At 71.7% G+C, this 22,927-nt stretch carries 21 protein-coding genes; 5 read left to right on the top strand and 16 right to left on the bottom strand.

Annotated elements, in window-relative coordinates; translation table 11 throughout:
* Positions 1-55 precede the first annotated feature (55 nt).
* Positions 56-1,651, top strand: coding sequence for a D-alanyl-D-alanine carboxypeptidase family protein (locus tag AB3M82_RS09320; protein WP_412957290.1), 1,596 nt, complete (start codon positions 56-58; stop codon positions 1,649-1,651).
* A gap of 182 nt (positions 1,652-1,833) precedes the next feature.
* On the opposite strand, the gene AB3M82_RS09315 is transcribed toward AB3M82_RS09320, so the two are convergent.
* From AB3M82_RS09315 to AB3M82_RS09305, 3 genes are all read right to left on the bottom strand, one after another.
* Complete coding sequence (locus tag AB3M82_RS09315) at positions 1,834-4,005, bottom strand: ABC transporter ATP-binding protein (RefSeq protein ID WP_412958032.1); 2,172 nt, start codon at positions 4,003-4,005, stop codon at positions 1,834-1,836.
* A gap of 80 nt (positions 4,006-4,085) precedes the next feature.
* On the bottom strand, positions 4,086-5,813 hold the full coding sequence (locus AB3M82_RS09310) for an ABC transporter ATP-binding protein (RefSeq protein WP_412957288.1): 1,728 nt from the start codon (positions 5,811-5,813) through the stop codon (positions 4,086-4,088).
* 173 nt (positions 5,814-5,986) lie between these two features.
* The gene (locus tag AB3M82_RS09305) at positions 5,987-7,048 is read right to left on the bottom strand and encodes an enoyl-CoA hydratase/isomerase family protein (RefSeq protein WP_412957287.1); all 1,062 of its coding nucleotides are present in this window, start codon (positions 7,046-7,048) and stop codon (positions 5,987-5,989) included.
* A gap of 112 nt (positions 7,049-7,160) precedes the next feature.
* Here AB3M82_RS09305 and AB3M82_RS09300 point away from each other — a divergent pair, with 112 nt between their 5' ends.
* A complete protein-coding gene (locus AB3M82_RS09300) occupies positions 7,161-9,008 on the top strand; it encodes an ATP-binding cassette domain-containing protein (RefSeq protein ID WP_412957285.1) in 1,848 nt (615 codons plus the stop codon).
* A 96-nt stretch (positions 9,009-9,104) separates the two neighbouring features.
* Here the strand turns inward: AB3M82_RS09300 and AB3M82_RS09295 are convergent, their stop codons facing one another.
* The 11 genes from AB3M82_RS09295 to hemE form a co-directional block, all read right to left on the bottom strand.
* Positions 9,105-9,554 carry a hypothetical protein gene (locus tag AB3M82_RS09295; RefSeq protein WP_412957284.1) on the bottom strand — a complete coding sequence of 150 codons (450 nt, stop codon included), beginning with the start codon at positions 9,552-9,554 and terminating at the stop codon, positions 9,105-9,107.
* Positions 9,555-9,655: 101 nt separating this feature from the next.
* Positions 9,656-10,978, bottom strand: a complete 1,323-nt coding sequence (gene hemL / locus AB3M82_RS09290; RefSeq protein WP_412957283.1) for a glutamate-1-semialdehyde 2,1-aminomutase — start codon at positions 10,976-10,978, stop codon at positions 9,656-9,658.
* Between the two features lie 8 nt (positions 10,979-10,986).
* Positions 10,987-11,967 carry a porphobilinogen synthase gene (gene hemB / locus AB3M82_RS09285; protein WP_412957282.1) on the bottom strand — a complete coding sequence of 327 codons (981 nt, stop codon included), beginning with the start codon at positions 11,965-11,967 and terminating at the stop codon, positions 10,987-10,989.
* Positions 11,964-12,764 carry a uroporphyrinogen-III synthase gene (locus tag AB3M82_RS09280; RefSeq protein WP_412957280.1) on the bottom strand — a complete coding sequence of 267 codons (801 nt, stop codon included), beginning with the start codon at positions 12,762-12,764 and terminating at the stop codon, positions 11,964-11,966. The genes hemB and AB3M82_RS09280 overlap by 4 nt, the downstream gene beginning before the upstream one ends.
* On the bottom strand, positions 12,761-13,756 hold the full coding sequence (gene hemC, locus AB3M82_RS09275; RefSeq protein ID WP_412957278.1) for a hydroxymethylbilane synthase: 996 nt from the start codon (positions 13,754-13,756) through the stop codon (positions 12,761-12,763). The genes AB3M82_RS09280 and hemC overlap by 4 nt, the downstream gene beginning before the upstream one ends.
* Before the next feature lie 5 nt (positions 13,757-13,761).
* Positions 13,762-14,439, bottom strand: a complete 678-nt coding sequence (gene hemQ / locus AB3M82_RS09270; protein WP_412957275.1) for a hydrogen peroxide-dependent heme synthase — start codon at positions 14,437-14,439, stop codon at positions 13,762-13,764.
* 110 nt (positions 14,440-14,549) lie between these two features.
* A complete protein-coding gene (locus AB3M82_RS09265) occupies positions 14,550-14,831 on the bottom strand; it encodes a hypothetical protein (RefSeq protein ID WP_412957273.1) in 282 nt (93 codons plus the stop codon).
* Positions 14,818-15,225 carry a phage holin family protein gene (locus AB3M82_RS09260; protein ID WP_412958031.1) on the bottom strand — a complete coding sequence of 136 codons (408 nt, stop codon included), beginning with the start codon at positions 15,223-15,225 and terminating at the stop codon, positions 14,818-14,820. The genes AB3M82_RS09265 and AB3M82_RS09260 overlap by 14 nt, the downstream gene beginning before the upstream one ends.
* Position 15,226: 1 nt before the next feature.
* Positions 15,227-15,631: a hypothetical protein gene (locus AB3M82_RS09255; protein WP_412957272.1), complete on the bottom strand. Its 405-nt coding sequence runs from the start codon at positions 15,629-15,631 to the stop codon at positions 15,227-15,229.
* A gap of 125 nt (positions 15,632-15,756) precedes the next feature.
* Positions 15,757-17,268: a protoporphyrinogen oxidase gene (gene hemG, locus AB3M82_RS09250; RefSeq protein WP_412957270.1), complete on the bottom strand. Its 1,512-nt coding sequence runs from the start codon at positions 17,266-17,268 to the stop codon at positions 15,757-15,759.
* Between the two features lie 125 nt (positions 17,269-17,393).
* Positions 17,394-18,419, bottom strand: coding sequence for a uroporphyrinogen decarboxylase (hemE, locus tag AB3M82_RS09245; RefSeq protein ID WP_412957268.1), 1,026 nt, complete (start codon positions 18,417-18,419; stop codon positions 17,394-17,396).
* An 82-nt stretch (positions 18,420-18,501) separates the two neighbouring features.
* Between hemE and AB3M82_RS09240 the strand changes: the two genes are divergently transcribed.
* Genes AB3M82_RS09240 through AB3M82_RS09230 form a run of 3 tightly spaced genes read left to right on the top strand, consistent with a single transcriptional unit; the run spans position 18,502 to position 20,844 of the window.
* Positions 18,502-19,806 carry a glutamyl-tRNA reductase gene (locus tag AB3M82_RS09240; protein WP_412957267.1) on the top strand — a complete coding sequence of 435 codons (1,305 nt, stop codon included), beginning with the start codon at positions 18,502-18,504 and terminating at the stop codon, positions 19,804-19,806.
* A gap of 34 nt (positions 19,807-19,840) precedes the next feature.
* Positions 19,841-20,416: an HhH-GPD-type base excision DNA repair protein gene (locus AB3M82_RS09235; protein ID WP_412957265.1), complete on the top strand. Its 576-nt coding sequence runs from the start codon at positions 19,841-19,843 to the stop codon at positions 20,414-20,416.
* 2 nt (positions 20,417-20,418) lie between these two features.
* Entirely contained in the window at positions 20,419-20,844 is a 426-nt protein-coding gene (locus tag AB3M82_RS09230) for a DUF1801 domain-containing protein (RefSeq protein WP_412957263.1), read from the top strand.
* 26 nt (positions 20,845-20,870) lie between these two features.
* Here the strand turns inward: AB3M82_RS09230 and AB3M82_RS09225 are convergent, their stop codons facing one another.
* Together AB3M82_RS09225 and AB3M82_RS09220 are read right to left on the bottom strand one after the other, a co-directional pair.
* Complete coding sequence (locus AB3M82_RS09225) at positions 20,871-21,353, bottom strand: hypothetical protein (RefSeq protein ID WP_412957261.1); 483 nt, start codon at positions 21,351-21,353, stop codon at positions 20,871-20,873.
* A 134-nt stretch (positions 21,354-21,487) separates the two neighbouring features.
* Positions 21,488-22,873 (bottom strand): glycine--tRNA ligase, encoded by a 1,386-nt coding sequence (locus tag AB3M82_RS09220; protein WP_412957260.1) that lies wholly within the window; start codon positions 22,871-22,873, stop codon positions 21,488-21,490.
* Positions 22,874-22,927: the final 54 nt, after the last annotated feature.

The following is a 22,927-nucleotide window of genomic DNA, read 5'->3' as shown; positions in this document are numbered from 1 at the left end:
AGACGCTTGCGTCGCGGCGATACGGTTCTCGCCGCCGATTCGGTACCGTAAACGAGTGACCGCTCCCGACGCCGCCGAGGCCACCGCTTCCGACGAGCCCGTGGCCGCCGCGCGTGACCCCCGCTTCTCGGCGGAGTCCGAGACGCCCGAGACGGATGCCGAGCCCGCCGCCGCACCCGCCGAAGGGGCGCTCCGGAGGGAGGCGATCGCCCGCGCCGCCGCCTCGGACGCGAGGGCCGATGCCGAGCCCGAAGGGCTGGACGCTCTGGCTGCCGAGGTCGAGGCGTCGGCGCAGTGGGCGGACGAGACCCGGCCCGCCACCGCCCTGACGTGGGTGGATCCGACGACCGTGGCCGCGGGCTCCGCCGACCGGGGCTTCGATCAGCCCCTCGTCGACGCGTCCGGCGCAGCCCTGCTGCGCGGCGCCCGGCTGCGCCCCGCGATCAGCCGCCCGAGCGTGTGGGGTCCGTTCGCGCTGCTGATCCTCCTCGCCGGCTCGTATACCGGCACAACCCTGCTGTGGCCGCTCCACGAGGTCGCACCGACGGTCGAGCCGGTCGAGTTCTCGGCGGCCGCCGCGCCCGCCGCCGCGCCGGTCTGGCCGGGACAGGGAAGCGCCGCCATCGGCGTGGGCGGCATGAGCACGGCCGCATCGAGCCCCGACGCCGCCAGCATCGCGAGCATCACCAAGGTCGTGAGCGCCCTGATGGTGTTGGACCGGATGCCGTTGGCGCCGGGCGAGCAGGGGCCGTCGTTCTCGTTCACCCGCGCCGACAGCCAGTCCTACTGGTCGTATCGTCGGGCGGATCAGTCCGCACTCGACGTTCCCGTGGGCGGAACGCTGACCGAGTACCAGCTGCTGCAGGGCACACTCCTCGGCTCGGCGAACAACTACATCGACCGGCTGGCGACCGAGATCTGGGGTTCGCGGGCCGCGTTCGCCGACGCCGCCGCGGTGTGGCTGCGGGAGCGGGGCCTTCAGGACATCACGATCGTCACGCCATCCGGATTCGACGAAGCCAACACCGCCTCGCCCGAGGCGCTGGTGCGTCTGGGCGAGCTGGCGATGAAGAACCCCGTCTTCGCGGAGATCGTCGGCACCCCCTCGGTGGAGCTCCCCGGTGCGGGCGTCGTGACGAACACGAACGGGATGCTCGCGGACCCGGGTGTCGTCGGCATCAAGACCGGCACGCTCGTCGGCTGGAACCTGCTCACCGCGAAGGACGTCACGATCGACGACACCACGGTGCGGCTGTACGCGGCCGTGCTCAACCAGGACGACGACGATCAGCGCCTCGCGGCGACCCGCTCGCTGTTCGCCGAGGTCGAGGCGGCCCTGGCTGCGCAGGACGCGGCGGTGCCGGAGGGCACGGTCGTCGGCCAGGTGCAGACCGAGTGGGGCGAGGAGGTCGACATCGTGACGGATGCCGACGCCGACGTCGTGCTCTGGAACGGCGCCGTGGCGACGACTTCGGTGGACTTCTCCCTCGGCGACGAGCGGCAGAAGGGCGACGCGGTCGGGTCGCTCAGCACGGCCGGTCCGCTGAATTCCGCGGCGACGCAGCTCTCGCTGGCCTCGGACGTCGAGGGCCCCAGCCCCTGGTGGCGACTGACGCACCCCTTCGAGCTGTTCGGCATCGACGAGGACTGACCCCTTCCCTCCGCCTCCCCGGCCGAGCTCCACTGCGGGATCGATCTGTCGTGCCCCGGCCCCTCTGGAGGCGACATATCGATCCCTCACCGATCCGGTACGCGGGGACGCGGGGGACGCGGGGGGGCCGGTGCCCGGGGACCCAAAAACGCCCCTCCCGGAGGAGGGGCGTTCTTGTGGTGTCAGTCGCGGGTGTCGGTGTCGGGATGCTCGACGGCCGCCTGCGCTGCAGCCGCTTCGGCCGTGGGCACCTGCGCGCCGACCGCAGCTCCGGCTGTGACGGTCGCAGCCACCTTCTCGGCCGCCGTGTCGTCGGCGTCGCCGGTGATGACGGTCGTCGATCCGGTGAGGGCGTCTTCGGCATCCAGGTCGGTCGCCGCCTGCTCGAACTGCGACTGGTACAGCCGCCAGTACGCCCCCTGCGCGGCGATGAGCTCGTCGTGTGTGCCCTTTTCGACGATCGAGCCGTGCTCCATCACGAGGATCAGGTCGGCATCGCGGATCGTCGAGAGCCGGTGGGCGATGACGAACGAGGTCCGACCCTGCCGCAGGGCGGCCATGGCGTGCTGCAGCAGCAGCTCGGTGCGGGTGTCGACCGCGGAGGTGGCCTCGTCGAGGATGAGGATCGACGGCTGGGCGACGAACGCACGAGCGATCGTGATCAGCTGACGCTCCCCGGCCGAGACGTTCGAGGCGTCCTCGTCGAGCACGGTGTCGTAGCCCTCGGGGAGGGCGTGCACGAAGCGGTCGACGTACGTCGCCTTCGCGGCCTCGATCACCTCGTCGTCGCTCGCGGTCGAGCGGCCGTAGCGGATGTTCTCTCGGATGCTCCCCGCGAACAGCCACGGATCCTGCAGCACCATGCCGGTGCGCGAGCGCAGGTCGTCGCGGGTGATCTCCGCGATGTTCTGCCCGTCGAGCGTGATGCGTCCGCCGCTGAGCTCGTAGAACCGCATGATGAGGTTGACCAAAGTGGTCTTGCCCGCACCGGTCGGCCCGACGATCGCGACGGTCTGCCCGGGCTCGACCCGGAACGAGAGGTCGGTGATCAGCGGACGGTCCGGCGAGTAGGAGAACGCGACGTTCTCGAACTCGATGACGCCCTTGCCGTCGGCCAGCTCGGGTGCATCGGCGTCGTCGGCCTCCTGCTCGTCGGCGTCCAGGAAGTCGAATACGCGTTCGGCCGAGGCCGTGCCCGACTGCACCACGGCCGCCATGCCACCCAGCTCGGACAGCGGCTGCGTGAACTGCTGCGAGTACTGGATGAAGGCCTGCACGTCGCCGATGCGCAACTGCCCGCTTGCCACCATGAGACCGCCGAGCACCGCGATGCCGACGTAGGTGAGGCTGCCGACGAAGGTCATCGCGGGCATGATGATGCCCGAGAGGAACTGCGCCTTGAAGCTGGCCTCGAAGAGCTCCTCGTTCTCGACCTGGAACTTGTCGAGCGCGTCCTTCTCGCGCCCGAAGACCTTCACGAGCGCGTGCCCCGAGAAGGCCTCCTCGACGCGGGCGTTGAGTCGACCGACCTTGCGCCACTGCGTGCCGAACGCCTTCTGCGACCTCGGGCCGATGATGCCGAAGATCACGCCCATGAGCGGCAGGGCGACGAGGGCCACGAGGGCCAGCTGCCAGGAGATCGAGAACATCATCACGAGCACGCCGACGACCGTCAGCACGGCGGTGAGCGCGCCGGACAGCGACTGCTGCATCGTCTGGGTGATGTTGTCGATGTCGTTCGTGACGCGCGAGATCAGCTCGCCGCGCTGCACCTTGTCGAAGTACGACAGCGGCAGACGGTTGATCTTCGCCTCGACCTGCTCGCGCAGACGCCACATGGCACGCACCATGACGACGTTGATCACGTAGCCCTGGATCCAGCTCAGGAAGGCGGCGGCGATGTAGATCGCGAGCACGGCCGCCACGATCCAGCGGAGGGCGTCGAAGTTCACGCCGTCGCCCACCTGGAAGTCGGCGAGCGCCGAGATCTGGTTGGCGAAGTCGGTCTGGCCGAACGCGCGCAGCTGCTCGACGACCTCGGCCTTCGGCGTTCCGGCCGGGAACCCGGGGAAGTCGCCCTGGGCCTGCCCGAGCTGGCGAGAGAGGAACCCGGTGTAGATGAGGTTCGTCGCCTCGGCGAGGACCTTCGGCGCGGCCACGGTCAGCACCACTCCGAGCGCGCCGAGGATCGACACGATCACGAGGGCGACCGCCGAGGGCTTCAGCAGCCCGAGCATGCGGGCGAAGCTCTTGCCGAAGTTGTCGGCCTTACCGGGCGCGACGCTGTCCCAGCCACCCCCGTCGAGACGCGCCTTCTCGGCGAGCTCGGCCTCGTACTTCTCCTCGTCGGTCATCTCGGCCTCGACCACCTCGGTGGCGGCGGACGGAGCGGCGGCACCCCGGCCGCGACGGTTCTTGGGCGTGCTCTGCTCGCTCATGCGTCGACCCCCAGCTGCGACTCGACGATCTCCCGGTAGGTGTCGTTCGTCTCGAGGAGCTCCTCGTGCGTGCCGACGCCGACCATCGTGCCGCCCTCGAGCACCACGATGCGATCCGCATCGGTGATCGTCGAGACGCGCTGCGCGACCACGATCTTGGTCACGTGCGGGAGCTCTCGCCAGAGCGCCTGCCTCAGTCGGGCATCGGTCGTGAGGTCGAGCGCCGAGAACGAGTCGTCGAAGACGAGGATCTGCGGCTGGTGCACGATCGCGCGGGCGATCGCGAGACGCTGCCGCTGGCCGCCCGACACGTTGGTGCCGCCCTGCGCGATCCGCGACTCGAGCTTCTGCGGCATCTCCTCGACGAAGTCGCGGCCCTGCGCGATCTCCAGCGCGTGCCAGAGCTCCTCGTCGGTGGCGTCCTCGCGACCGTACCTCAGGTTCGACGCGACGGTGCCGGTGAAGAGGAACGGGCGCTGGGGCACGAGGCCGATCGTCTTCCAGAGCGCCTCGACGTCGGCATCCCTCACATCCGTGCCGCCGACGAACACGGCCCCCGACGACACGTCGAAGAGTCGCGGGATCAGGGAGACCAGCGTGGTCTTGCCCGCTCCCGTCGATCCGACGATGGCCACGGTCTCGCCGGGCTGTGCGGCGAAGCTGATGCCGGAGACGACCGGGGCGTCGGCGCCCGGGTAGGTGAACGAGACGTCGTCGAAGGCGACGGCGCCCGGAGCGGGGAACGCGGTGACGCCGTTCTCGGGGCGGACCATCGTGGACGTCGTTCCGAGCACCTCGCCGATGCGCTCGGCCGAGACGGCGGCGCGGGGGATCATGATCGCCATGAAGCTCGACATGATGACGCCGCCCATGATCTGGCCGACGTACTGCATGAAGGCGAAGAGCGTGCCGACCTGGACGGTGCCCGCGTCGACCTCGATGCCGCCGAACCAGATCACACCGACGACCGTCACGTTGAGGATCAGCATGAACAGGGGGAACAGCAGCACGAAGAGCGACCCGACGTTGCGGCCGACGACCATGATGTCGGTGTTGGCGCCGCGGAAGCGCTCCTCCTCGATGCGCTCGCGCACGAACGCGCGCACGACGCGGACGCCCGTGAGCTGCTCGCGCATGACGCGGTTCACGGCGTCGAGCTTGCTCTGGTAGCTGCGGAAGAGCGGCACCATGCGGCCGACGACGATCCCGGCGACGATGAGGAGCAGCGGCACGGAGACCGCGATGATCCAGCTCAGGCCCACATTGGTCTGCACCGCGAAGATGATGCCGCCGATCGCGAGCAGGGGCGCCGTGACGAGCATGGTCGCGCCCATCATCGCGAGCATCTGCACCTGCTGCACGTCGTTGGTGTTGCGGGTGATGAGCGAGCCGGCCCCGAAGCGGGAGACCTCGCGCTCGGAGAAGCCGCTCACCTTCGCGAACACGTCGGCGCGGATGTCGCGCCCGGCGCCCATCGCGGCGCGCGCGGCGAAGTAGGTGGCGATGATCGCGGCGATGATCTGCCCCAGCGACACCGCGAGCATGAAGAGGCCCGTGCTCCAGATGTAGCCGGTGTCGGAGAGGGCGACGCCCTTGTTGATGATGTCTTCGTTGAGACGGGGCAGGAACAGCGTCGCCATCGCGCTCGCGAACTGGAACACCAGCACCGCGAGGAGGAGCCATCGATATCGAGACAGATAGCGGAGGAGGATTTTACCCAGCACGAGCGAACTTTCTGAGAGAGGAGACTGCGGACTCTTGTGTGGGGGAGATGCCGAACGAAATCGGCCACACCACAGGGTGGCACGAAGCACGGACATTCGTACCTGCGAGTTCGCGACCTTCGCTGACAGCGAACCACTTCCCCCTCCCGCTCCGAGAACGGAATGGGCCCGCCTCAGAAGAGCGGCGTCGCCGGCACGTAGGCCCGGGCGGGCGCCCCGGCGTCATCCGACAGCTCCGCGATCGTCGCCGGCTGCCATCGCGGCGTGCGGTCCTTGTCGATCAGCTGCGCCCGGATGCCCTCCACGAGGTCGGGGTGCTCGTTCACGAACCAGAGCACCCGGCGGTACTCCCCCTCGAGGGCGGCGCGGAGATCGGGCGCCCGCCGGGCTTCGCGAACCGCGTCGAGCGTGACGGCCAGCCCCGTGGGCGCGAGCCCCTCGAGCAGATCCGCCGCCGCGGCGGCATCCGGCTCCTCCCGGCCGCGCAGCCGACCCACGATCGCACTCACCGTCTCGGCGCTGAAGGCGTCGTCGACCCAGGCTCGGCGCAGCGGGAGCTCGGAGGGATCGGGCGTCTCGTCGAACAGCAGCACGATCTCGCTCGGCCCGGTCGGGTCGGCGCGGTGGGCGAGGGCGTCGCGCAGCGCGTCGAGCCGGTCGGAGGGCACGAAGTGGTCGGCGAAGCCGAGGTGCACGGCATCCGCGCCGTCCATCGTGGCGCCCGTGAGGCCGAAGTACTCGCCGAAGCGCCCCGGCGCGCGCCCCAGGAGCCACGTGCCGCCGACGTCCGGCGTGAAGCCGATGCGGGTCTCGGGCATGGCCAGCTTCGACCGCTCCGTCACGATGCGGATGGCCGCGTGCCCCGCGAGCCCGATGCCGCCGCCCATCGTGATGCCGTCTGCGAGGGCGACGACGGGCTTGGGGTACTCCGCGATCATCGCGTTCAGGCGGTACTCCGCCCGGAAGAACTCGGCGGTCCGCGCCGCCTCGCCGCTCACGATCTGTGCGTGCAGCGCCCGCACGTCTCCCCCGGCGCAGAACCCGCGGTCGCCGGCGCCGTCGAGCAGCACGATCTGCACGTCCGTGTCGGTCCGCCAGGCGTCGAGCGCGGCGGTGATGCCCTGGATCATGCCGAGGTCGAGCGCGTTGATGGCCTCGGGACGGTTCAGCGTGATGCGGCCGAGGGCTCCTTCCGTGCGGACGAGGACACGGTCTGCGGGAGAGGAATCGGCCACGCAAGCCAGGCTACTCCGCCGTCCGGCAGGCCCGTCATCCACAGGAAATACGCGATCCGACGGCTTTTCCGGCAGGATAGGGAGGTATTGACCAAGCAAGGAGAGGTCGCGGATGACCGACGGACAGGTTCTCGAGTTCACGAGCGTGACGAAGCGCTTCAATGAGGTGACCGCCGTCTCCGACTTCTCCGCACGCATCGAACCGGGCGCCGTCACCGCCTTCCTGGGCCCGAACGGCGCGGGCAAGACCACGTCGCTGCGGATGCTGCTGGGCCAGGTCCGCCCGACCTCGGGTACGGCCACGATCGGCGGGGCGGCCTACGCCGACCTGCGTCAGCCGCTGCGCGTCATCGGATCGGTGCTCGAGGAGACGGTGTACCGTCCCCGCCGCACCGCGAACCGTCAGCTCACGATCGCCGCCAAGGCCAATGACATCCCGCTGTCCCGCGTGGCCGAGGTGCTCTCGCTCGTCGGTCTCGAGGACGAAGGCGACTCCCGCATCGGCGGCTTCTCGCTGGGCATGCGCCAGCGGCTCAGCGTCGCCCACGCCCTCCTCGGCGACCCGGGCGCTCTCGTGTTCGACGAGCCGGCCAACGGCCTCGACCCCGAGGGCATCCGCTGGATGCGCCTCCTCATGCGCCGCCTCGCCGACGAGGGCCGCACGGTCCTCGTCTCCTCGCACGTGCTCAGCGAGGTCGAGCAGGTCGCCGACAACGTGCTCGTGCTCTCGAAGGGCCGCCTGGTGCTGTCGAGCGGCATCGAGACCCTCGCCGATCCGTCGTCTGCCGCGGTGACGGTGGATGCCGTCGACCGCGCCGCCCTCACCGCGGCTCTCGCGGCGTCGGGCTTCGACATCGAGGTCCTCCGCTCGGGCCTCACGGTCCGCGGCACGGACGCCGGACACGTCGGAGCGGTCGCGGCCGAGGCCGGGATCGCCCTCACCACGCTCGTGCAGCGCGGCCCGACGCTCGAGGACATCTTCATCCAGCTCACTCGCGGGGGTCGGCTCGAACCGCGCGCCGCCTCGGAGCGGGTGCCGGCGCCTGCCGAGGACACCGCCTCGACGGAGGCGGACGCCACGGCATCCGCCATCGCCGCCGACGTCTCGGCCGCGGTCCCGGGTGGACCCGTCGCCGCCGCGGTCGTCGCGGCGGGTGCGGGCGTCGCGAGCGCCCCGACCGACGCCTCGGCGCAGCCCTCCGACGCTCCGACGAGCGACCTGCCGGACGACACGGATGCCGGGGCCGACGATTCCCCCGGCGACGACTCCCCCGATTCCGCACCGGTCGACTCGACGGACACGGATGCCGCCGCCGAGACGTCGACCGGCGCCGAGGTCACCGCGGAGCCGGAGGTCACGGCAGAGTCCGAAGCGCCGGCAGAGTCCGTCGTCGCCCCGGAGCCGGTCGTCGCGCCGGAGCCGGCGGACGAGCAGCCCGAAGCCGCGAAGGCCCCGTCGTTCGACGACATCCTGTTCGGCACGGGCCCGGTCGACGGATCGGACGCGTCGCAGAGCGCCGGCGCCGGATCGGCCGCGGCCGACGAGCAGCCGCGCGGCATCGAGGTCTTCGACGACCTCGGCCCCGCCGACGCCGAGGCGGCGGACGACGACGCGGAGGACCCGCGGGCCGCCGCCGTCAGCTCGATGCTCGCCGCCGCAGCGCGGGCCTATTACGAGGACGAGCCCCGCGACTACCCGCTCGGCGACGCCGCGCCCGACGCCGGGACGTCCGCCGACGAGACGCCGTCGGACGACGACCGGGACGACGACCGCACCCGCGTGATCGAGGTCATCGCCCCCACGCCGGACGCGGACGGGAGCGAGCACCACGAGGGCGAGCATCACGAGCACCACGAGGGCGAGCATCACGAGCACCACGAGGGCGAGCACCACGAGCACCACGACGGCGAGCACCACGAGCACCACGACGGCGAGCACCACGAACACGACCGGTCCTGAACGCCGTCGCACGAACGCCCTCCCGACCGTCCGGTCGCGGAGGGCGTTCTGCTGTGCGGAGCGGCATGCTCGGCACGGGCGGCGAACCGCCGGAGGTCAGGCCGGTCGCGGCCGGATCACCGGGCGGCGGCGTCCGTGGGCGATCGGGACCGAGCCGGTCGCGACGATCTCCTCGACGTCCGCCGGCTCCTCCGACACGTCGAGACGCAGAGCCTGCGTGAGCGCGAGCCCATGGCGCGTGCTGAGGATCAGGCGCCGGTACTGCTCGTCGCCGGTCAGATCGATCACGACACCGGGGCGACGGCGGCGGATCAGCACGAAGTCGGTGCTGCCCGCGGCCTTCCAGGTGCCGGCGGCGAGGACGCCGGGGATGTGCGTGCCGGGATTGGGGACGCCGCGGAGCCAGGTCCACGCGTCATCGGTGAGCTGCACCTTGGTGATCGTCTCGCGCACGAGGCGGACGTTGTCGCGGTGGAAGCTCGCGGCACGTTCCAGCGGCGAGAGCACGACCTCGAGTTGCGTCTGGTCCAAGAGCAACGTCACCATGCCCCCAGTCTGCCAGCGGCAGGCTCCGCGTTGTCTGGATCTTGCTCACAGGAAAGCAACGATCCGTTGTGGGGACCCGCGCTTCCGGTCGCCCGGAGCCGTCAGGGACGAGCGGATGCCGCGGCTGCGGCCGCCAGGGGCAGCGCGGCCTCGATGCGGGAGAGCTCCTCCTCGCCGTGCGCGGCCGTGAGGAACCAGGCCTCGAACACGCTCGGAGGCAGTGCGACGCCCTGCTCGCGCATCGCGTGGAAGAACGGCGCGTACCGGAACGACTCCTGCGCCTGCGCCTCGACGTAGTCGCGCGGAGCGGAGTCCCGGAACGACGGGTTGAACAGGTTGCCGGCGATCGCGACCGAGTGCGTGACACCCGCCTCGGCGAGGGCGGCGTGCAGCGCCGCGGTGAGCCGGTCGGCCGCGGCGTCGATGCGGGCGTACACGTCGGGGGTGGCCAGCCGGAGCGTCGCGAGCCCGGCGGCGACGGAGAGCGGGTTCCCCGACAGCGTGCCGGCCTGGTACACCGGGCCGATCGGGGCGAGGAGGTCCATGATCTCGGCGCGTCCGCCGAGCGCGGCCAACGGCATCCCTCCGCCGACGACCTTGCCGAACGTGAGGATGTCGGGCAGGTAGTCCTCGCCCGCCGTGGCCTGCAGCCCCCAGTATCCCGCCGGGTGCACCCGGAAGCCGGTCAGCACCTCGTCGAGGATCATGAGGGCGCCGTGCGCATGCGCGGTCTCGGCGATGAGGCGGTTGAATCCGGGGAGCGGGGCGACGACGCCCATGTTCGCGGCGGACGCCTCGACGATGACCGCCGCGATCCGGGGGCCGTGCTCGGCGAACACCGTCGCGAGGGCCTCGGGGTCGTTGTACCGGATGACGAGCGTCTGGGCGGCGATCGCCGCAGGGACGCCGGCGGAGCCCGGCAGTGCGAGCGTCGCGATGCCCGACCCGGCCTCCGCGAGCAGCCCGTCGGAGTGGCCGTGGTAATGCCCCGAGAACTTCACCAGCAGGTCGCGCCCGGTCGCTCCGCGCGCGAGCCGGATCGCCGTCATGGTCGCCTCGGTGCCGGTCGACACCAGCCGCACACGCTCGACCGGGCGCGCGTCGCCGACGCGGACGCGGTCGGAGATCAGCGCGGCCAGCTCCACCTCCCCCTCCGTCGGAGCGCCGAACGACAGACCGCGGGTCGCGGCCTCCTGCACGGCCGCCACGATCTCGGGATGCGCGTGCCCCAGCAGGGCGGGGCCCCACGACGCGACGAGGTCGACGTACTGCGTGCCTGCGGCATCCGTCACCGTGGCGCCGGAGGCGGATGCCAGGAAGCGCGGGGTCCCGCCCACCGACCCGTAGGCGCGCACCGGGGAGTTGACTCCGCCGGGGATCACCTCTCGGGCGGCGGTGAACAGGTCGTCATTGCGGTCGTTCATGCGACTCCTCAGTCGTCGAGCCACCGGGCGACCTCGGGCGCCCAGTAGGTGAGCACGGCGTCGGCGCCGGCGCGGCGGATCGACAGCAGCGACTCGAGCACGGCGGCGCGACGGTCGATCCAGCCGTTCGCGGCGGCGGCCTCGATCATCGCGTACTCGCCCGACACCTGGTACGCCCAGACCGGCACGTGCACGGTGTCGCGCACCTCGCGCAGCACGTCGAGGAAGGCCATCGCGGGCTTCACCATCACGATGTCGGCCCCCTCGGCCTCGTCCACGACCGCCTCGCGCACGCCCTCGCGGCGGTTGCCGGGGTCGAGCTGATAGGTGCGGCGGTCGCCCTTCAGCTGCGAGTCGACCGCCTCGCGGAACGGTCCGTAGAACGCGCTCGCGTACTTGGCGGCGTAGGCGAGCAGGAGCGTGTCGGTGAAGCCCTCGGCGTCGAGCGCCTGGCGAATGACGGCGACCTGGCCGTCCATCATGCCGGAGAGCCCCAGTAGGTGTGATCCGGCCCGCGCCTGCGCGAGAGCCATCGACGTGTAGCGCTCCAGCGTCGCGTCGTTGTCGACCGAGCCGTCCGGGGCCAGCACACCGCAGTGGCCGTGATCGGTGAACTCGTCGAGGCAGAGGTCGGTCTGCACCACGAGCGCGTCGCCGACCTCGGCGACCAGGGCCTCGGTCGCGAGGTTCAGGATGCCGTGGGGCGCGTCGGCCGCCGAGCCACGCGCGTCGCGCTCGGCCGGGATGCCGAACAGCATGACGCCGCCGACACCGGCCTCGGCGGCCTCGACCGCCGCGGCACGCAGCGAATCCATCGAGTGCTGCGCGACTCCGGGCATGGAGCCGATCGGCGAGGCCTCGGTGAGGCCCTCGCGCACGAACATCGGCAGCACGAGCTGCTCCGGACGGAGGGTCGTCTCGCGCACGAGCTGGCGGACGGCGGGCGTCTGGCGCAGCCGGCGCAGGCGGGTCTGCGGGAAGCGGCTCATGGTGCGAACTCGTCTGCCGCGTGCGGGAGGGTGAAGTGCGAGACGGCGTCGATCAGCGCGTCGACCGTCTGGCGGTCGGCGACCACCGAGATCGGCAGGCCGGCCTGACGTGCGTCCCGTGCGGTGCGCGGACCGATCGCGGCGAGGAGCGTGTCGTCGGGGATCTCCGGGAACTGCTCGCGCACCTGCTCGGCCACCGAGCCGCTGGTGATGAGGATCGCATTGATGCGGCCGTTCTCGACGTCGCGCTTGATCCGCTCCGTCACGGGCACACCGACCGTGCGGTAGGCCACGACGCTATCGACGTCGTGCCCGGCCTCGGTCAGCAGCACGCTCAGCACCGGCTTCGCGATCTCGCTGCGCAGCGCGAGGATGCGGCGCGGCTCGGTCTCGAGGCCGATGAGCTGCTCGGCCATGCCCTCGGCGGAGTTGTCCTTCTCGGGCACCAGGGCCACGTCGTAGCCCACGGCCTGCAGCGCCGCCGCCGTGGTCTCCCCGACCGCGGCGATCCGGGTGCGGGAGGGCACGACCGCGCGGTGCGCGAACAGCACGTCGACCGTGGTCGCGCTCGTGACGGTGAGCCAGTCGTAGGCGCCGTCGGCCAGCTGCGCGAGCGCCTCGTCGAGGGTCGCCTGGTCGGTGGTGGGCGCGAAGTTGATCAGCGGTGCGACGACGGGCACGGCGCCCTGCAGCCGCAGGCTCGCGGCGACGCCGTCGCCCCAGGGCCCGCCGCGGGGCACCAGGATGCGCCAGCCGTCGAGGGGCTTTTCGTGCTTCGATTCGGGTGTGGGGGTCATGAGGAATGCTCTCGGGGGACGAGGTCGGCCGCCCCTTGATCGAGCAGCCGACGGGCGACGGCCAACCCCAGCGAATGGATCGCCGGGATCGGGAGTGCACCATCGGCAGCATCCGCTCCATTGCCACTGCCGTTCCGTTGAATATACCCCTCGTTCAGGGGTTCGGTGACGTCGAGGGCGATCCGGCGGTCGCCCTCCGGGGCGTACACCGCCGTCCTGACGCGGATCGCGGACCCCTCGACCACGGCATGCGCGGCCATCGGCGCCTGACATCCGGCGTCGAGTCCCTCGAGGATCGCACGCTCCAGCGTGATCGCCAGCCGCGTGGGTGCATCGTCGAGGGCGGCGAGTGCGGCCCGCAGCTCCTCCGGCGCATCCGTCCGGGCCTCGATCGCGAGCGCACCCTGTCCCGGGGCGGTCGGCCACTCGGCCAGCCCCAGCTCCTCGCGACGCAGCGGCGAGTCGGTGCCGAGGCGCGAGAGCCCCGCGGCCGCGAGGATCACGGCATCCAGCTCTCCCGAGGCGACGCGCGCGAGGCGCGAGTCGACGTTGCCGCGCAGGTCGACCACCGCGGCATGCGGAGCGCGCCGGCGCACCTGGGCGATGCGGCGCGGAGACCCGGTGCCGACCGTGCTCCCCGAGCGCAGCTCGTGCAGCGGGGTGCCGCCGCGGGTGATGACGACGTCGCGGGCGTCTTCGCGCACTGGCGTCGCCGCGATCGTGAGGCCCTCGGGGACGGCGGTCGGGAGGTCCTTCAGCGAGTGCACGAGGAAATCGCACTCCCCGGCGAGCAGCGCCTCGCGCAGGCGCGTCGCGAAGATCCCCAGACCGCCGATCTCGGACAGCGACGCGCGGTTGGTGTCGCCCTCGGACGTGATCGGCACGAGGACGACCGGCCGCCCGGTGACCTTCTCGAGGGCGGCGGCGACATGACCCGACTGCGCCTGCGCGAGTGCGCTGCGCCGGGTGCCCAGACGGATGGGAGTGCTCATCGGATCTACTGCAGCACGTCCGCGATCTCGTCGAAGCGGAGTCGACGCCCCGTGTAGAAGGGCACCTCCTCCTTCACGTACAGACGAGCATCGGTGTAGCGGAGGTCGCGCATCATGTCGACCAGGTCGGTGAGCTTGTCGGCCTCCATCGGCAGGATCCACTCGTAGTCGCCGAGCGCGAAGGCGGCGACCGTGTTCGCGATCACCCCGGTGAACGCGGCGCCCTTGCGGCCGTGGTCGGCCAGCATCGCGCGACGCTCCCCCTCGGGTGCGAGGTACCACTCGGGCGTGCGCACGAACGGGTACAGGCACAGCCACTGCTTCGGCTCCACCCCGCGGAGGAATCCGGGGACGTGCGCGCGGTTGAACTCGGCGTCGCGGTGCACGCCCATGACGTTCCAGACCGGGAGGAGCGAGCGCAGCAGCTCGGTGCGGCGCAGGCGGCGCAGCGCCCGCTGCAGGTCTTCGGCGGTGTCGCCGTGCAGCCAGACCATGAGGTCGGCGTCGGCCTTCAGGCCCGAGACGTCGTAGAACCCGCGGACCGCGATGCCGGAGTCCTCGATGTAGCCGACGATCGTCTCCAGCTCCGTGGAGTCGGTCTCCGTGACCGCGACGTCGGGGTTGCGTCGCCACACGGCCCAGAGGGTGAAGCCGGACGGGTTCTCTGCGCTCACTTCGGACATGGTCCCAGTCTGCCCCTTTTATCGGACGGCGGCGAACGCGCCCCGGGGCCCCGGACCGGTCGCCGAACGGGACGGCCCGCGGTGCGCGGTCCGTCCCGAGATCCGCTGGGTCAGCGCGAGAGTCCGCGCGCGATGACCCAGACCGCGCTGCCGACGACGGCCGCGGCCGAGACCGCGACGGCGATCGCCCCGACCGGGTTCCGGTCGGCCATGGCACGCAGCCGCACGGCCGCACGCTTCGAGGCCTTGTCGAGACGGCGGGGCACGTTGCCCTTGATCTCGATCGCCGCGAGCGCCGCCTTCAGCTCGGCGCGGGCCGAGGCCACGGGGTCGACGATGCCTGCGGGCACCGCGGTGCGCGGCAGCGGCGAGCTCAGCTCAGCGTTCGTCATCGCCGGCCTCCTTCACGATGCGGATGTCGGTCGCGACGGCCTGCGCGGGGTTCTCCCGGCGCAGCACCTTGCGGAACTTGAGGATGCCCAGCAGCGCGAAGAACAGCACCGCGAAGATCAGGATGCCGAACACGGCGAGCGCGGACAGCCACACGGGCCACCACGACGAGATGCCGGCGATGGCGAAGACGAGCAGCACCGGGATCGCCCAGAACAGGAAGAACAGGGCGACCAGGAACCACACGGAACCGATCCCCGCGTCCTTGGCGGTGCGCGAGATCCACGCCTTGGCGGCGTTGATCTCGGCCTTCACCAGGTTCGAGACGAGTTCGGGGAGGTCCCCGACAAGCGACAGGAAGCTGTCGTCGGCTCGGTCACGGTATCCGCGGGGCATCTCAGTCACCGGACTTCGGCGCGGTGCTTCCCGCTGCAGGCTTCTTCGCCGTCGAGGGGGCGGAGGTCTTGTTCGAGACCTTGTCCTTCACCTCGTCCACGGCGTCCTCGACGTCATCCGCCACGTCCTTGCCGGCGTCGATGACGGAGTCGAGCTTCTGCCCGGGGGTGCCGTTGCCGCCGACGGTCTTGACGATCTTGACCGAGGCGTTCCAGAGCGCGCCGGGAACCGCGGCGGCCTTGTCGCCGACGAACTCCTTGACCTGCTCGACCTTCTCCTGCACGGGCTGCTGGTTCCAGACCTTGAGCCACTGCGTCTTGATCTGCTCGTAGCGCTCCTGTCCGGCGCGCGTTCCGAGCACGTAGCCCACTCCGAGTCCGACGACGAGTCCGATCTTCCCCTTCATGGGGTCTCCTCACGTTGTTCCGGTTGAGCCGCAGGCGTACGATCCCCGTCGGCCAGGTAACCCAGAGTAGCCCCATATGCCGAGATCGGCATCTACTGCGGAGGGGGTTGACAGGCGGCGCCCGATCACTCCCAGAGCAGCGTCCGGCGCAGGCGGTCGGTCTCCTCGGTCGCGTCCGGAATGACCTGCGCGAGCCCGGTGCCGGCCAGCCACGCGCCGACCGCCGCGAGACCGGGCGCCGCGTGCACCGCGGCCCGCGCCGCCGCGCGCCGGTCACCGGAGCCGATGATCGATGCGGGCTGCGACTGCACGTGCCGCGCACGGTGCGCCGCCACCAGATCGTGGGAGAACAAGGGCACGCCCAGCAGAGCGGACGCCTCGCGCAGAGCCAGTGCGAACGCCTCGTCGTCGTCCATCCCCGCGGTGGCCGCTGCCTCCCCCTGCGCGCCGAACGACACCCGGACGATGTGGCGCTCCCCCGCGGCGGCGCGCAGCCAGGTCCACTTCGCGGTCGAGTGCGTCAGCGCCTTGGCCACGAACGCTCCCGGCACCGTCAGCACGCCCGTGCCCCGCGGCGCCGCGTCGAGCGCGGGGGCGTCGAGCATCAGCGTGACGATCTCGATCTCCGGCGCGGCGACATCGGCCGACGCGGCGAGCTCCGGCGCCACGGGGGCGAGGAGGGCGCGGGCGGCGCGTTCGTCGACGGCGACGACGACGGCATCCGCCTGCCACTCCTGCGCGACGTCCGCCGGCTCCGACGACTCGCCCTCGGGGGCGTCGCCCGGCAGGGCAGCGGCCGCGACGTGCCAGCGGCCCCCGGTGCGGCGGACCGCCTCGACCGGCGTGCCGGTGCGCACCTCGACGTCGAAGGTCGCGAGGTCGGCAAGGAGCGCGTCGACCAGCACGCTCATGCCGCCGTCGAGGCCCTCGACGGCGGAGCCGGGGGCCGTGGCCGCCGCGCGGGCGGCCTGCGCACGGGCCGCGCTCTCGTCGCGCAGTGCCTGGACCGCTCCCGCCAGCGACCCCACGCGCGTGAGCGCCGAGTTGAGCCCGGGAGCCGCGACGTCCACGTCGACGTCGGCGGGGGATGCCGAGTAGACGCCGGTCGTCACCGGGGCGACCAGCCGGTCGCGCACCTTGGCGCCCATGCGGGAGGCGACCAGCTTGCCGAGGCTGTGCTCGTGGCCGATCGTGAGCGGCGGGCGGACCCGGTCGAGATAGGCGCGCCAGGCGCCCGACCAGCCGATGATGCGGCGCACGTCGGGCTGGAACGGGTTCGCCGGGATGCCGAGGATGCCGCCGACCGGCAGCGGTGCCGCCCCGATGCCGGGGATGCCCGCGAGCCAGGCGCCTCCCGGCGCGGGCGCGACGATGCGGTCCGCGAGGCCGAGCTCGGTCAGGAGTGCCCGCACGTGGCCGCCGCGCGTGGCGAAGCTCTCGGCACCGGCGTCGACGGCGACCCCGTCGAGCTCGGCCCGACGGATGGCTCCGCCGACGGCATCCGAAGCCTCCAGCACCGTCACGCGCATGCCGACCTTCGCGCACTCCCGAGCGGCGATGAGTCCGCCTACTCCGCCCCCGACCACGACGATGTGCGTGTCGGCGGCGCGGGCGGCGAGTTCGGCGGGATCCATCATGCCCCCATCCTCCCACCCGCCCTGCCCTCACCCTCGGGCCCGTTCGCTGCGGGATCGATATGTCGCCTCCGGAGGGCCGGGAACACGACATATCGATCCCGCACGCAAGGATGGGGGGTGGGGGGTCAGCGCTGCGAGTGGACCAGTTCCACGATGCGGGTCAGCTGGTCGGGATCGGTCTCGGGCGGCACGCCGTGGCCGAGGTTGACGATGTGGGCCCGGGCCGCGCGGCCGCGATCGAGCACATCGAGCACGTGGGCCTCGAGCACGGGCCACGGAGCCGAGAGCAGCGCCGGGTCGATGTTGCCCTGCACGGTGACGTCGGGGCCGAGGATCGCGGCGGCCTCGTCGAGCGGCTGGCGCCAGTCCACGCCCACTCCGTCGGCGGCTCCGTCGAGGCGCATGTCGGCCAGGAACGGTCCGGTCCCGACGCCGAAGTGGATGGTCGGGATGCCGATCCCCTGCAGTGCCGCGAGCGAGTGCGGCTGCACGAAGGCGCGGTAGTCGGCGGGGCTCAGACCCCCCGCCCACGAGTCGAACAGCTGGACCACGGATGCTCCGGCATCCCGCTGCGCCGAGAGGAAGACGCGCGAGATCTGCGCCAGCCAGCCCGCCAGACGGTGCCACGAGTCGGGGTCGGCGTGCATCATGGCCCGCGCGCGCAGGTGCTCCTTGGAGGGTCCGCCCTCGACGAGATACGCCGCCAGGGTGAAGGGAGCGCCCGCGAAGCCGACGAGCGGGGTGTCGCCGAGCTCGGCCACGGTCACCCGCACCGCCTCCGCGATCGCCGTGGCATCGAGGGATGCCGGATCGATCGCCGTGATGCGCTTGACGTCCGCCGCCGTGCGCACCGGGTTCGCGAACACCGGGCCCCGCCCGGGCTCGATCTCGACGTCGACCCCCGCCAGGCGCAGCGGGATGACGATGTCGCTGAAGAACACCGCCGCATCGACGCCGTGACGGCGCACCGGCTGCAGCGTGATCTTGGCGGCGAGGTCGGGGGTCAGGCAGGCGTCCAGCATCCGCGTGCCGACCCGCAGCTCGCGGTACTCGGGCAGCGAGCGCCCGGCCTGGCGCATGAACCACACGGGGGTGCGATCGGGGCGTTCGCCGGCGAGGGCGCGCAGGAGCGGGGCGTCGGAGAGGGGCATGCCTCCATCCTCGCATCCGCCGCGTGTGGGGATGCTGCGCCCGCACGACCGCCGTGCGGAAACGCTCCGGTACAATCGAAGGGTGCTGCTGTGCGTTACGGCGAGTCACAAGACCGCCTCCTTCGATCTGCTCGAGCGCCTGAGCCGCACCCCCGACGACGTCGCCCCCACTCTCGTGGAGATGGCTCCGTGCGTCCAGGGTGCGGTCGTTCTCGCGACGTGCAATCGGTTCGAGGCGTACCTCGAGATGGACGAGCCCGTCACCGCCGCCGGAGCGATCGGCGTCGAAGCGGTGCTCGAGGCGGTCGAGTCCGCCACCGGCGTCTCCGCCTCCGACCTCGACGGCGCCTACGACGTGCACGCGGGCCGCCACGTGGCCGAGCACCTCTTCTCGGTCGCCTCCGGCCTCGAGTCCGTCGTCTCGGGCGAGGGCGAGATCGCCGGGCAGGTGCGCCGCGCCCTGAAGTCGGCACGCAAGGTCGGCACCACATCGCCCGAGCTGGAGCGTCTGTTCCAGCGCGCGAGCCAGGCCCAGCGCAAGGTCAAGAACGTCACGGCCCTCGGCCGCGCGGGGCGCTCGCTCGTGCGCCTCGCCCTCGAGCTCGCCGACAGCCGCATCGCGGACTGGTCCGCCGAGCGCGTGCTGCTGGTCGGCACGGGCGCCTACGCCGCCGTCACCCTCGCCACGCTCCGCGAGCGCGGAGCCGTCGACATCTCCGTCTACTCGCCTTCGGGCCGCGCCGAGATCTTCGCCGCGAAGCACGGCATCCGTCCCGTCGCCGAGGCAGACTACGCCCGCACCGCGGCGCACTCGAGCCTGCTGATCACCTGCACGTCGGCCACCGAGCCCGTGCTCGGACCGCAGCACCTGCAGGCGCCCGCCGGCCTCGCTCCCGCCGGGTGCCCGGTGGGTCACGGCAACCAGCTGGTCGTCGACCTCGGCATGCCCCGCAACGTCGACCCGGCCGTCGCGACCCTCGAGGGTGTCGCGCTGCTCGACCTCGAGACCATCCGCCTGCACGCCCCGCTCGAAGAGCTGCAGGCGACGGATGCCGCACGCAGCGTTGTCCGCGAGGCCGCGGAGACCTTCCACGTCGTGGGCTCCCGCCAGAGCGTCACGCCGTCGGTGGTGGCCCTGCGGTCGCACATCTTCTCGCTGCTGGAGACCGAGATCGACCGGGCCCGCTCCCGGGGCGACGAGGACGGCAGGGTCGAGCAGGCTCTGCGCCACCTCGCGGGAGTGCTGCTGCACACCCCGACGACCCGTGCGCACGAGCTGGCCGCCGAAGGCCGTGCCGACGAGTTCGCGCAGGCTCTCGCCACGCTGTACGGCCTCGCCCCCGAGGCTCCCGCGGTGCAGGCCCTCGACGACGCCGCCAGCGCCTGAGGTGCCGACAGCCGTGCGGTGAGACACTGGACGCATGGCCCTTCACATCACCGGAGACACCGCCGCCGACGCGCTCCTGACCGACAATCCCCTCGCACTCCTGATCGGGATGCTGCTCGATCAGCAGGTGCCCATGGAGACCGCGTTCGCCGGGCCGCTCAAGATCGCCGAGCGGACCGGGGCGACGGATGCCGGCGCCATCGCGGGCATGGACCCCGACGCGTTCCTCGAGGCGTTCCGCCAGTCCCCCGCGGTGCACCGCTTCCCGGGCTCGATGGCGACGCGCGTGCAGACGCTGTGCCAGACCATCGTCGACGAATGGGGCGGCGACGCCTCCGCGATCTGGACGCAGGGCGACCCCTCAGGTGGCGAGGTGCTGGCGCGGCTGAAGGAGCTGCCGGGCTTCGGCGAGCAGAAGGCGCGGATCTTCCTCGCGCTGCTGGGCAAGCAGTACGGATTCACGGGTGAGGGATGGCGCGAGGCCGCCGGCGCGTACGGCGAAGACGGCTCGTTCCGCAGCGTCGCCGATATCGTCTCGCCCGAGTCGTTGACGAAGGTCCGCGAGCACAAGAAGGCGATGAAGGCCGCCGCGAAGGCGGAGAAGGGCTGATTATGGAACCCACCGGAACCGATGTCGCAGGTCTGATCGCGCGCTCCGAGCCGGCGAAGCGCCGACGGGATGCCGAGACGCTGACCGCCCTCATGCAGGAGATCTCGGGGCGGGAGCCGGTGACGTGGGGCACGATCATCGGGTTCGGCGCCTGCCACTACCGCTACCCCACGGGGACGGAGGGCGACACCGGGCTGCTGGGCTTCGCCCCGCGCAAGGCCGCGACGACGGTGTACCTGCTCGACGGCACCGACGCCCACGCCGAGGCGCTCGCGTCGCTCGGGCCGCACACGACCGGCGCCTCCTGCCTCTACATCAAGGATCTGGAGGAGATCGACCTCGACGTGCTCCGCGGCATCCTCGAGCGGTCCCTCGCCTGGGCCGAGGCGGGCGGCTCACCCGGGATGGAGCTCACCGTCACGGGCTGACCCGGCGACGGCATCCGCCTGTCCGGTCAGCGCAGCACCTCCACGAGCGCGACCCACGAGATCACGATCGCCGCGACGATCGCGAGCAGGCACCCGGCAGCGGTGAGGTAGAGGCCGGACGGGTGCCCCGCCCACACGAGCACGCCCGCCACGAGGTATGCGGAGAGCGGCAGGAACCCGAGCAGGTACCTCAGCGGACGCGCGCGGTCGGCCCTGTCGGGATCGCGGGCGAGGAGGCGGGCGACGTTGACCTGGAACAGGCCGAGCAGCACCGTCGCGACGACGATGAGCGCCCCGTACCAGGTCGGGTCGAGGTCGGGCATGAGCCCCAGGCCCGAGACGATGAGCGCCAGCACGAGCGTCGAGATCCCGGCGAGCAGCCGTGCGGTGAGCGTCTCGGACTTCACGACCTCGCCGATGTTCACGCTCGCGGCGACGATCACGAGACCGGCCAGCGCCGCCGTCGCGCCCGCCATCGCGACGTTGAAGTCAGTCCACTGCTCGATCATGCGGTCAGCCTAGACCCGGCGCTACAGGTGCCCGTCGAGCCACCCCCTTCACAGCGAACCACCCCCCTGCGCGCGAAGCACAGAGGGGTGGGTCGGCCGAGAAGGGGTGGCGCGGCCTTCGCGGATGCCGCGGCTCAGGCGCCGTTCAGGCGCTCCGCCAGGTACTCGGGCAGACGGTCGATCGCGACGCGCTCCTGCGCCATCGTGTCGCGGTCGCGGACGGTGACGGCGTGGTCGTCGAGCGAGTCGAAGTCGACCGTGACGCAGAACGGCGTGCCGATCTCGTCCTGGCGGCGGTAGCGGCGGCCGATGGCGCCCGCGTCGTCGAAGTCGACGGCCCACGAGCCGCGGAGCGTGTCGGCGACCTCGCGGGCGAGGGGCGACAGGCGCTCGTTGCGCGACAGCGGGAGCACCGCGGCCTTGACCGGCGCGAGGCGCGGGTCGAGCTTCAGCACCGTGCGCACGTCGGTACCGCCCTTGGCGTTGGGCACCTCCTCCTCGCGGTACGCGTCGACCAGGAACGCCATCATCGAGCGCGTGAGGCCGAACGAGGGCTCGATCACGTACGGCGTGTAGCGCTCGCCCGTGGCCTGGTCGAAGTAGGTCAGGCTCTGGCCCGACGCCTCGCTGTGGCTGGAGAGGTCGTAGTCGGTGCGGTTGGCGACGCCCATCAGCTCCCCCCACTCCTTGCCCGGGAAGCCGAAGCGGTACTCGACGTCGATCGTGCCGGCCGAGTAGTGCGCGCGGTCGTCTTCGGGCACGTCGAACCGGCGCATGTTCCCCGGGTCGATGCCCAGGTCGACGAACCAGTTCCAGCACGCCTCGACCCAGTGCTCGAACCACTCCTGCGCGTCGGCGGGCGGCGTGAAGAACTCGATCTCCATCTGCTCGAACTCGCGCGTGCGGAAGATGAAGTTGCCGGGCGTGATCTCGTTGCGGAACGCCTTGCCGACCTGGCCGATGCCGAACGGCGGCTTCTTGCGGCTGGAGGTCAGCACGTTCGAGAAGTTCACGAAGATGCCCTGCGCGGTCTCGGGGCGCAGGTAGTGCAGGCCCGACTCGTCGTCGACCACGCCGAGGTAGGTCTTCACGAGGCCCGAGAACGACTTGGGCTCGGTGTACTGGCCCTTGGTGCCGCAGTTCGGGCACGGCACGTCGGCCAGGCCGTTCTCGGCCTTGCGGCCCTTGCGCGCCTCGAAGTCCTCGATGAGGTTGTCGGCGCGGAAGCGCTTGTGGCAGCTCAGGCACTCGACCAGCGGGTCGGTGAAGGTGGCGACGTGACCCGAGGCCTCCCACACGCGCTTCGGCAGGATGATGCTCGAGTCGAGGCCCACCATGTCGCCGCGACCGCGGACGAAGGTCTGCCACCACTGACGGCGGATGTTCTCCTTGAGCTCCGTGCCGAGGGGGCCGTAGTCCCAGGCCGACCGCGAGCCGCCGTAGATCTCACCCGCTTGGAACACGAACCCGCGGTGGCGGGCGAGGGCGATGACCTTGTCGAGGCGGGACTGTTCGGCCATGGTGGCTCCAATGGTCGGGAGATGGTGAGGATGCGGGCGCGCGGATGCCGCGGC

This window comes from Microbacterium californiense (genome assembly GCF_047246625.1).
GTDB lineage: Bacteria > Actinomycetota > Actinomycetes > Actinomycetales > Microbacteriaceae > Microbacterium.
This window is presented reverse-complemented; position numbering and strand designations above follow the sequence as displayed.

Excerpts from the sequence above, each read along its gene's own strand:
- AB3M82_RS09315 (WP_412958032.1), bottom strand. The coding sequence starts at position 4,005 with ATGACCGACGAGGAGAAGTACGAGGCCGAGCTCGCCGAGAAGGCGCGT.
- AB3M82_RS09300 (WP_412957285.1), top strand. The coding sequence starts at position 7,161 with ATGACCGACGGACAGGTTCTCGAGTTCACGAGCGTGACGAAGCGCTTC.
- AB3M82_RS09295 (WP_412957284.1), bottom strand. The coding sequence starts at position 9,554 with ATGGTGACGTTGCTCTTGGACCAGACGCAACTCGAGGTCGTGCTCTCG.
- hemL (WP_412957283.1), bottom strand. The coding sequence starts at position 10,978 with ATGAACGACCGCAATGACGACCTGTTCACCGCCGCCCGAGAGGTGATC.
- hemB (WP_412957282.1), bottom strand. The coding sequence starts at position 11,967 with ATGAGCCGCTTCCCGCAGACCCGCCTGCGCCGGCTGCGCCAGACGCCC.
- AB3M82_RS09280 (WP_412957280.1), bottom strand. The coding sequence starts at position 12,764 with ATGACCCCCACACCCGAATCGAAGCACGAAAAGCCCCTCGACGGCTGG.
- hemC (WP_412957278.1), bottom strand. The coding sequence starts at position 13,756 with ATGAGCACTCCCATCCGTCTGGGCACCCGGCGCAGCGCACTCGCGCAG.
- hemQ (WP_412957275.1), bottom strand. The coding sequence starts at position 14,439 with ATGTCCGAAGTGAGCGCAGAGAACCCGTCCGGCTTCACCCTCTGGGCC.
- AB3M82_RS09265 (WP_412957273.1), bottom strand. The coding sequence starts at position 14,831 with ATGACGAACGCTGAGCTGAGCTCGCCGCTGCCGCGCACCGCGGTGCCC.
- AB3M82_RS09260 (WP_412958031.1), bottom strand. The coding sequence starts at position 15,225 with ATGCCCCGCGGATACCGTGACCGAGCCGACGACAGCTTCCTGTCGCTT.
- AB3M82_RS09255 (WP_412957272.1), bottom strand. The coding sequence starts at position 15,631 with ATGAAGGGGAAGATCGGACTCGTCGTCGGACTCGGAGTGGGCTACGTG.
- hemG (WP_412957270.1), bottom strand. The coding sequence starts at position 17,268 with ATGATGGATCCCGCCGAACTCGCCGCCCGCGCCGCCGACACGCACATC.
- hemE (WP_412957268.1), bottom strand. The coding sequence starts at position 18,419 with ATGCCCCTCTCCGACGCCCCGCTCCTGCGCGCCCTCGCCGGCGAACGC.
- AB3M82_RS09235 (WP_412957265.1), top strand. The coding sequence starts at position 19,841 with ATGGCCCTTCACATCACCGGAGACACCGCCGCCGACGCGCTCCTGACC.
- AB3M82_RS09230 (WP_412957263.1), top strand. The coding sequence starts at position 20,419 with ATGGAACCCACCGGAACCGATGTCGCAGGTCTGATCGCGCGCTCCGAG.
- AB3M82_RS09225 (WP_412957261.1), bottom strand. The coding sequence starts at position 21,353 with ATGATCGAGCAGTGGACTGACTTCAACGTCGCGATGGCGGGCGCGACG.
- AB3M82_RS09220 (WP_412957260.1), bottom strand. The coding sequence starts at position 22,873 with ATGGCCGAACAGTCCCGCCTCGACAAGGTCATCGCCCTCGCCCGCCAC.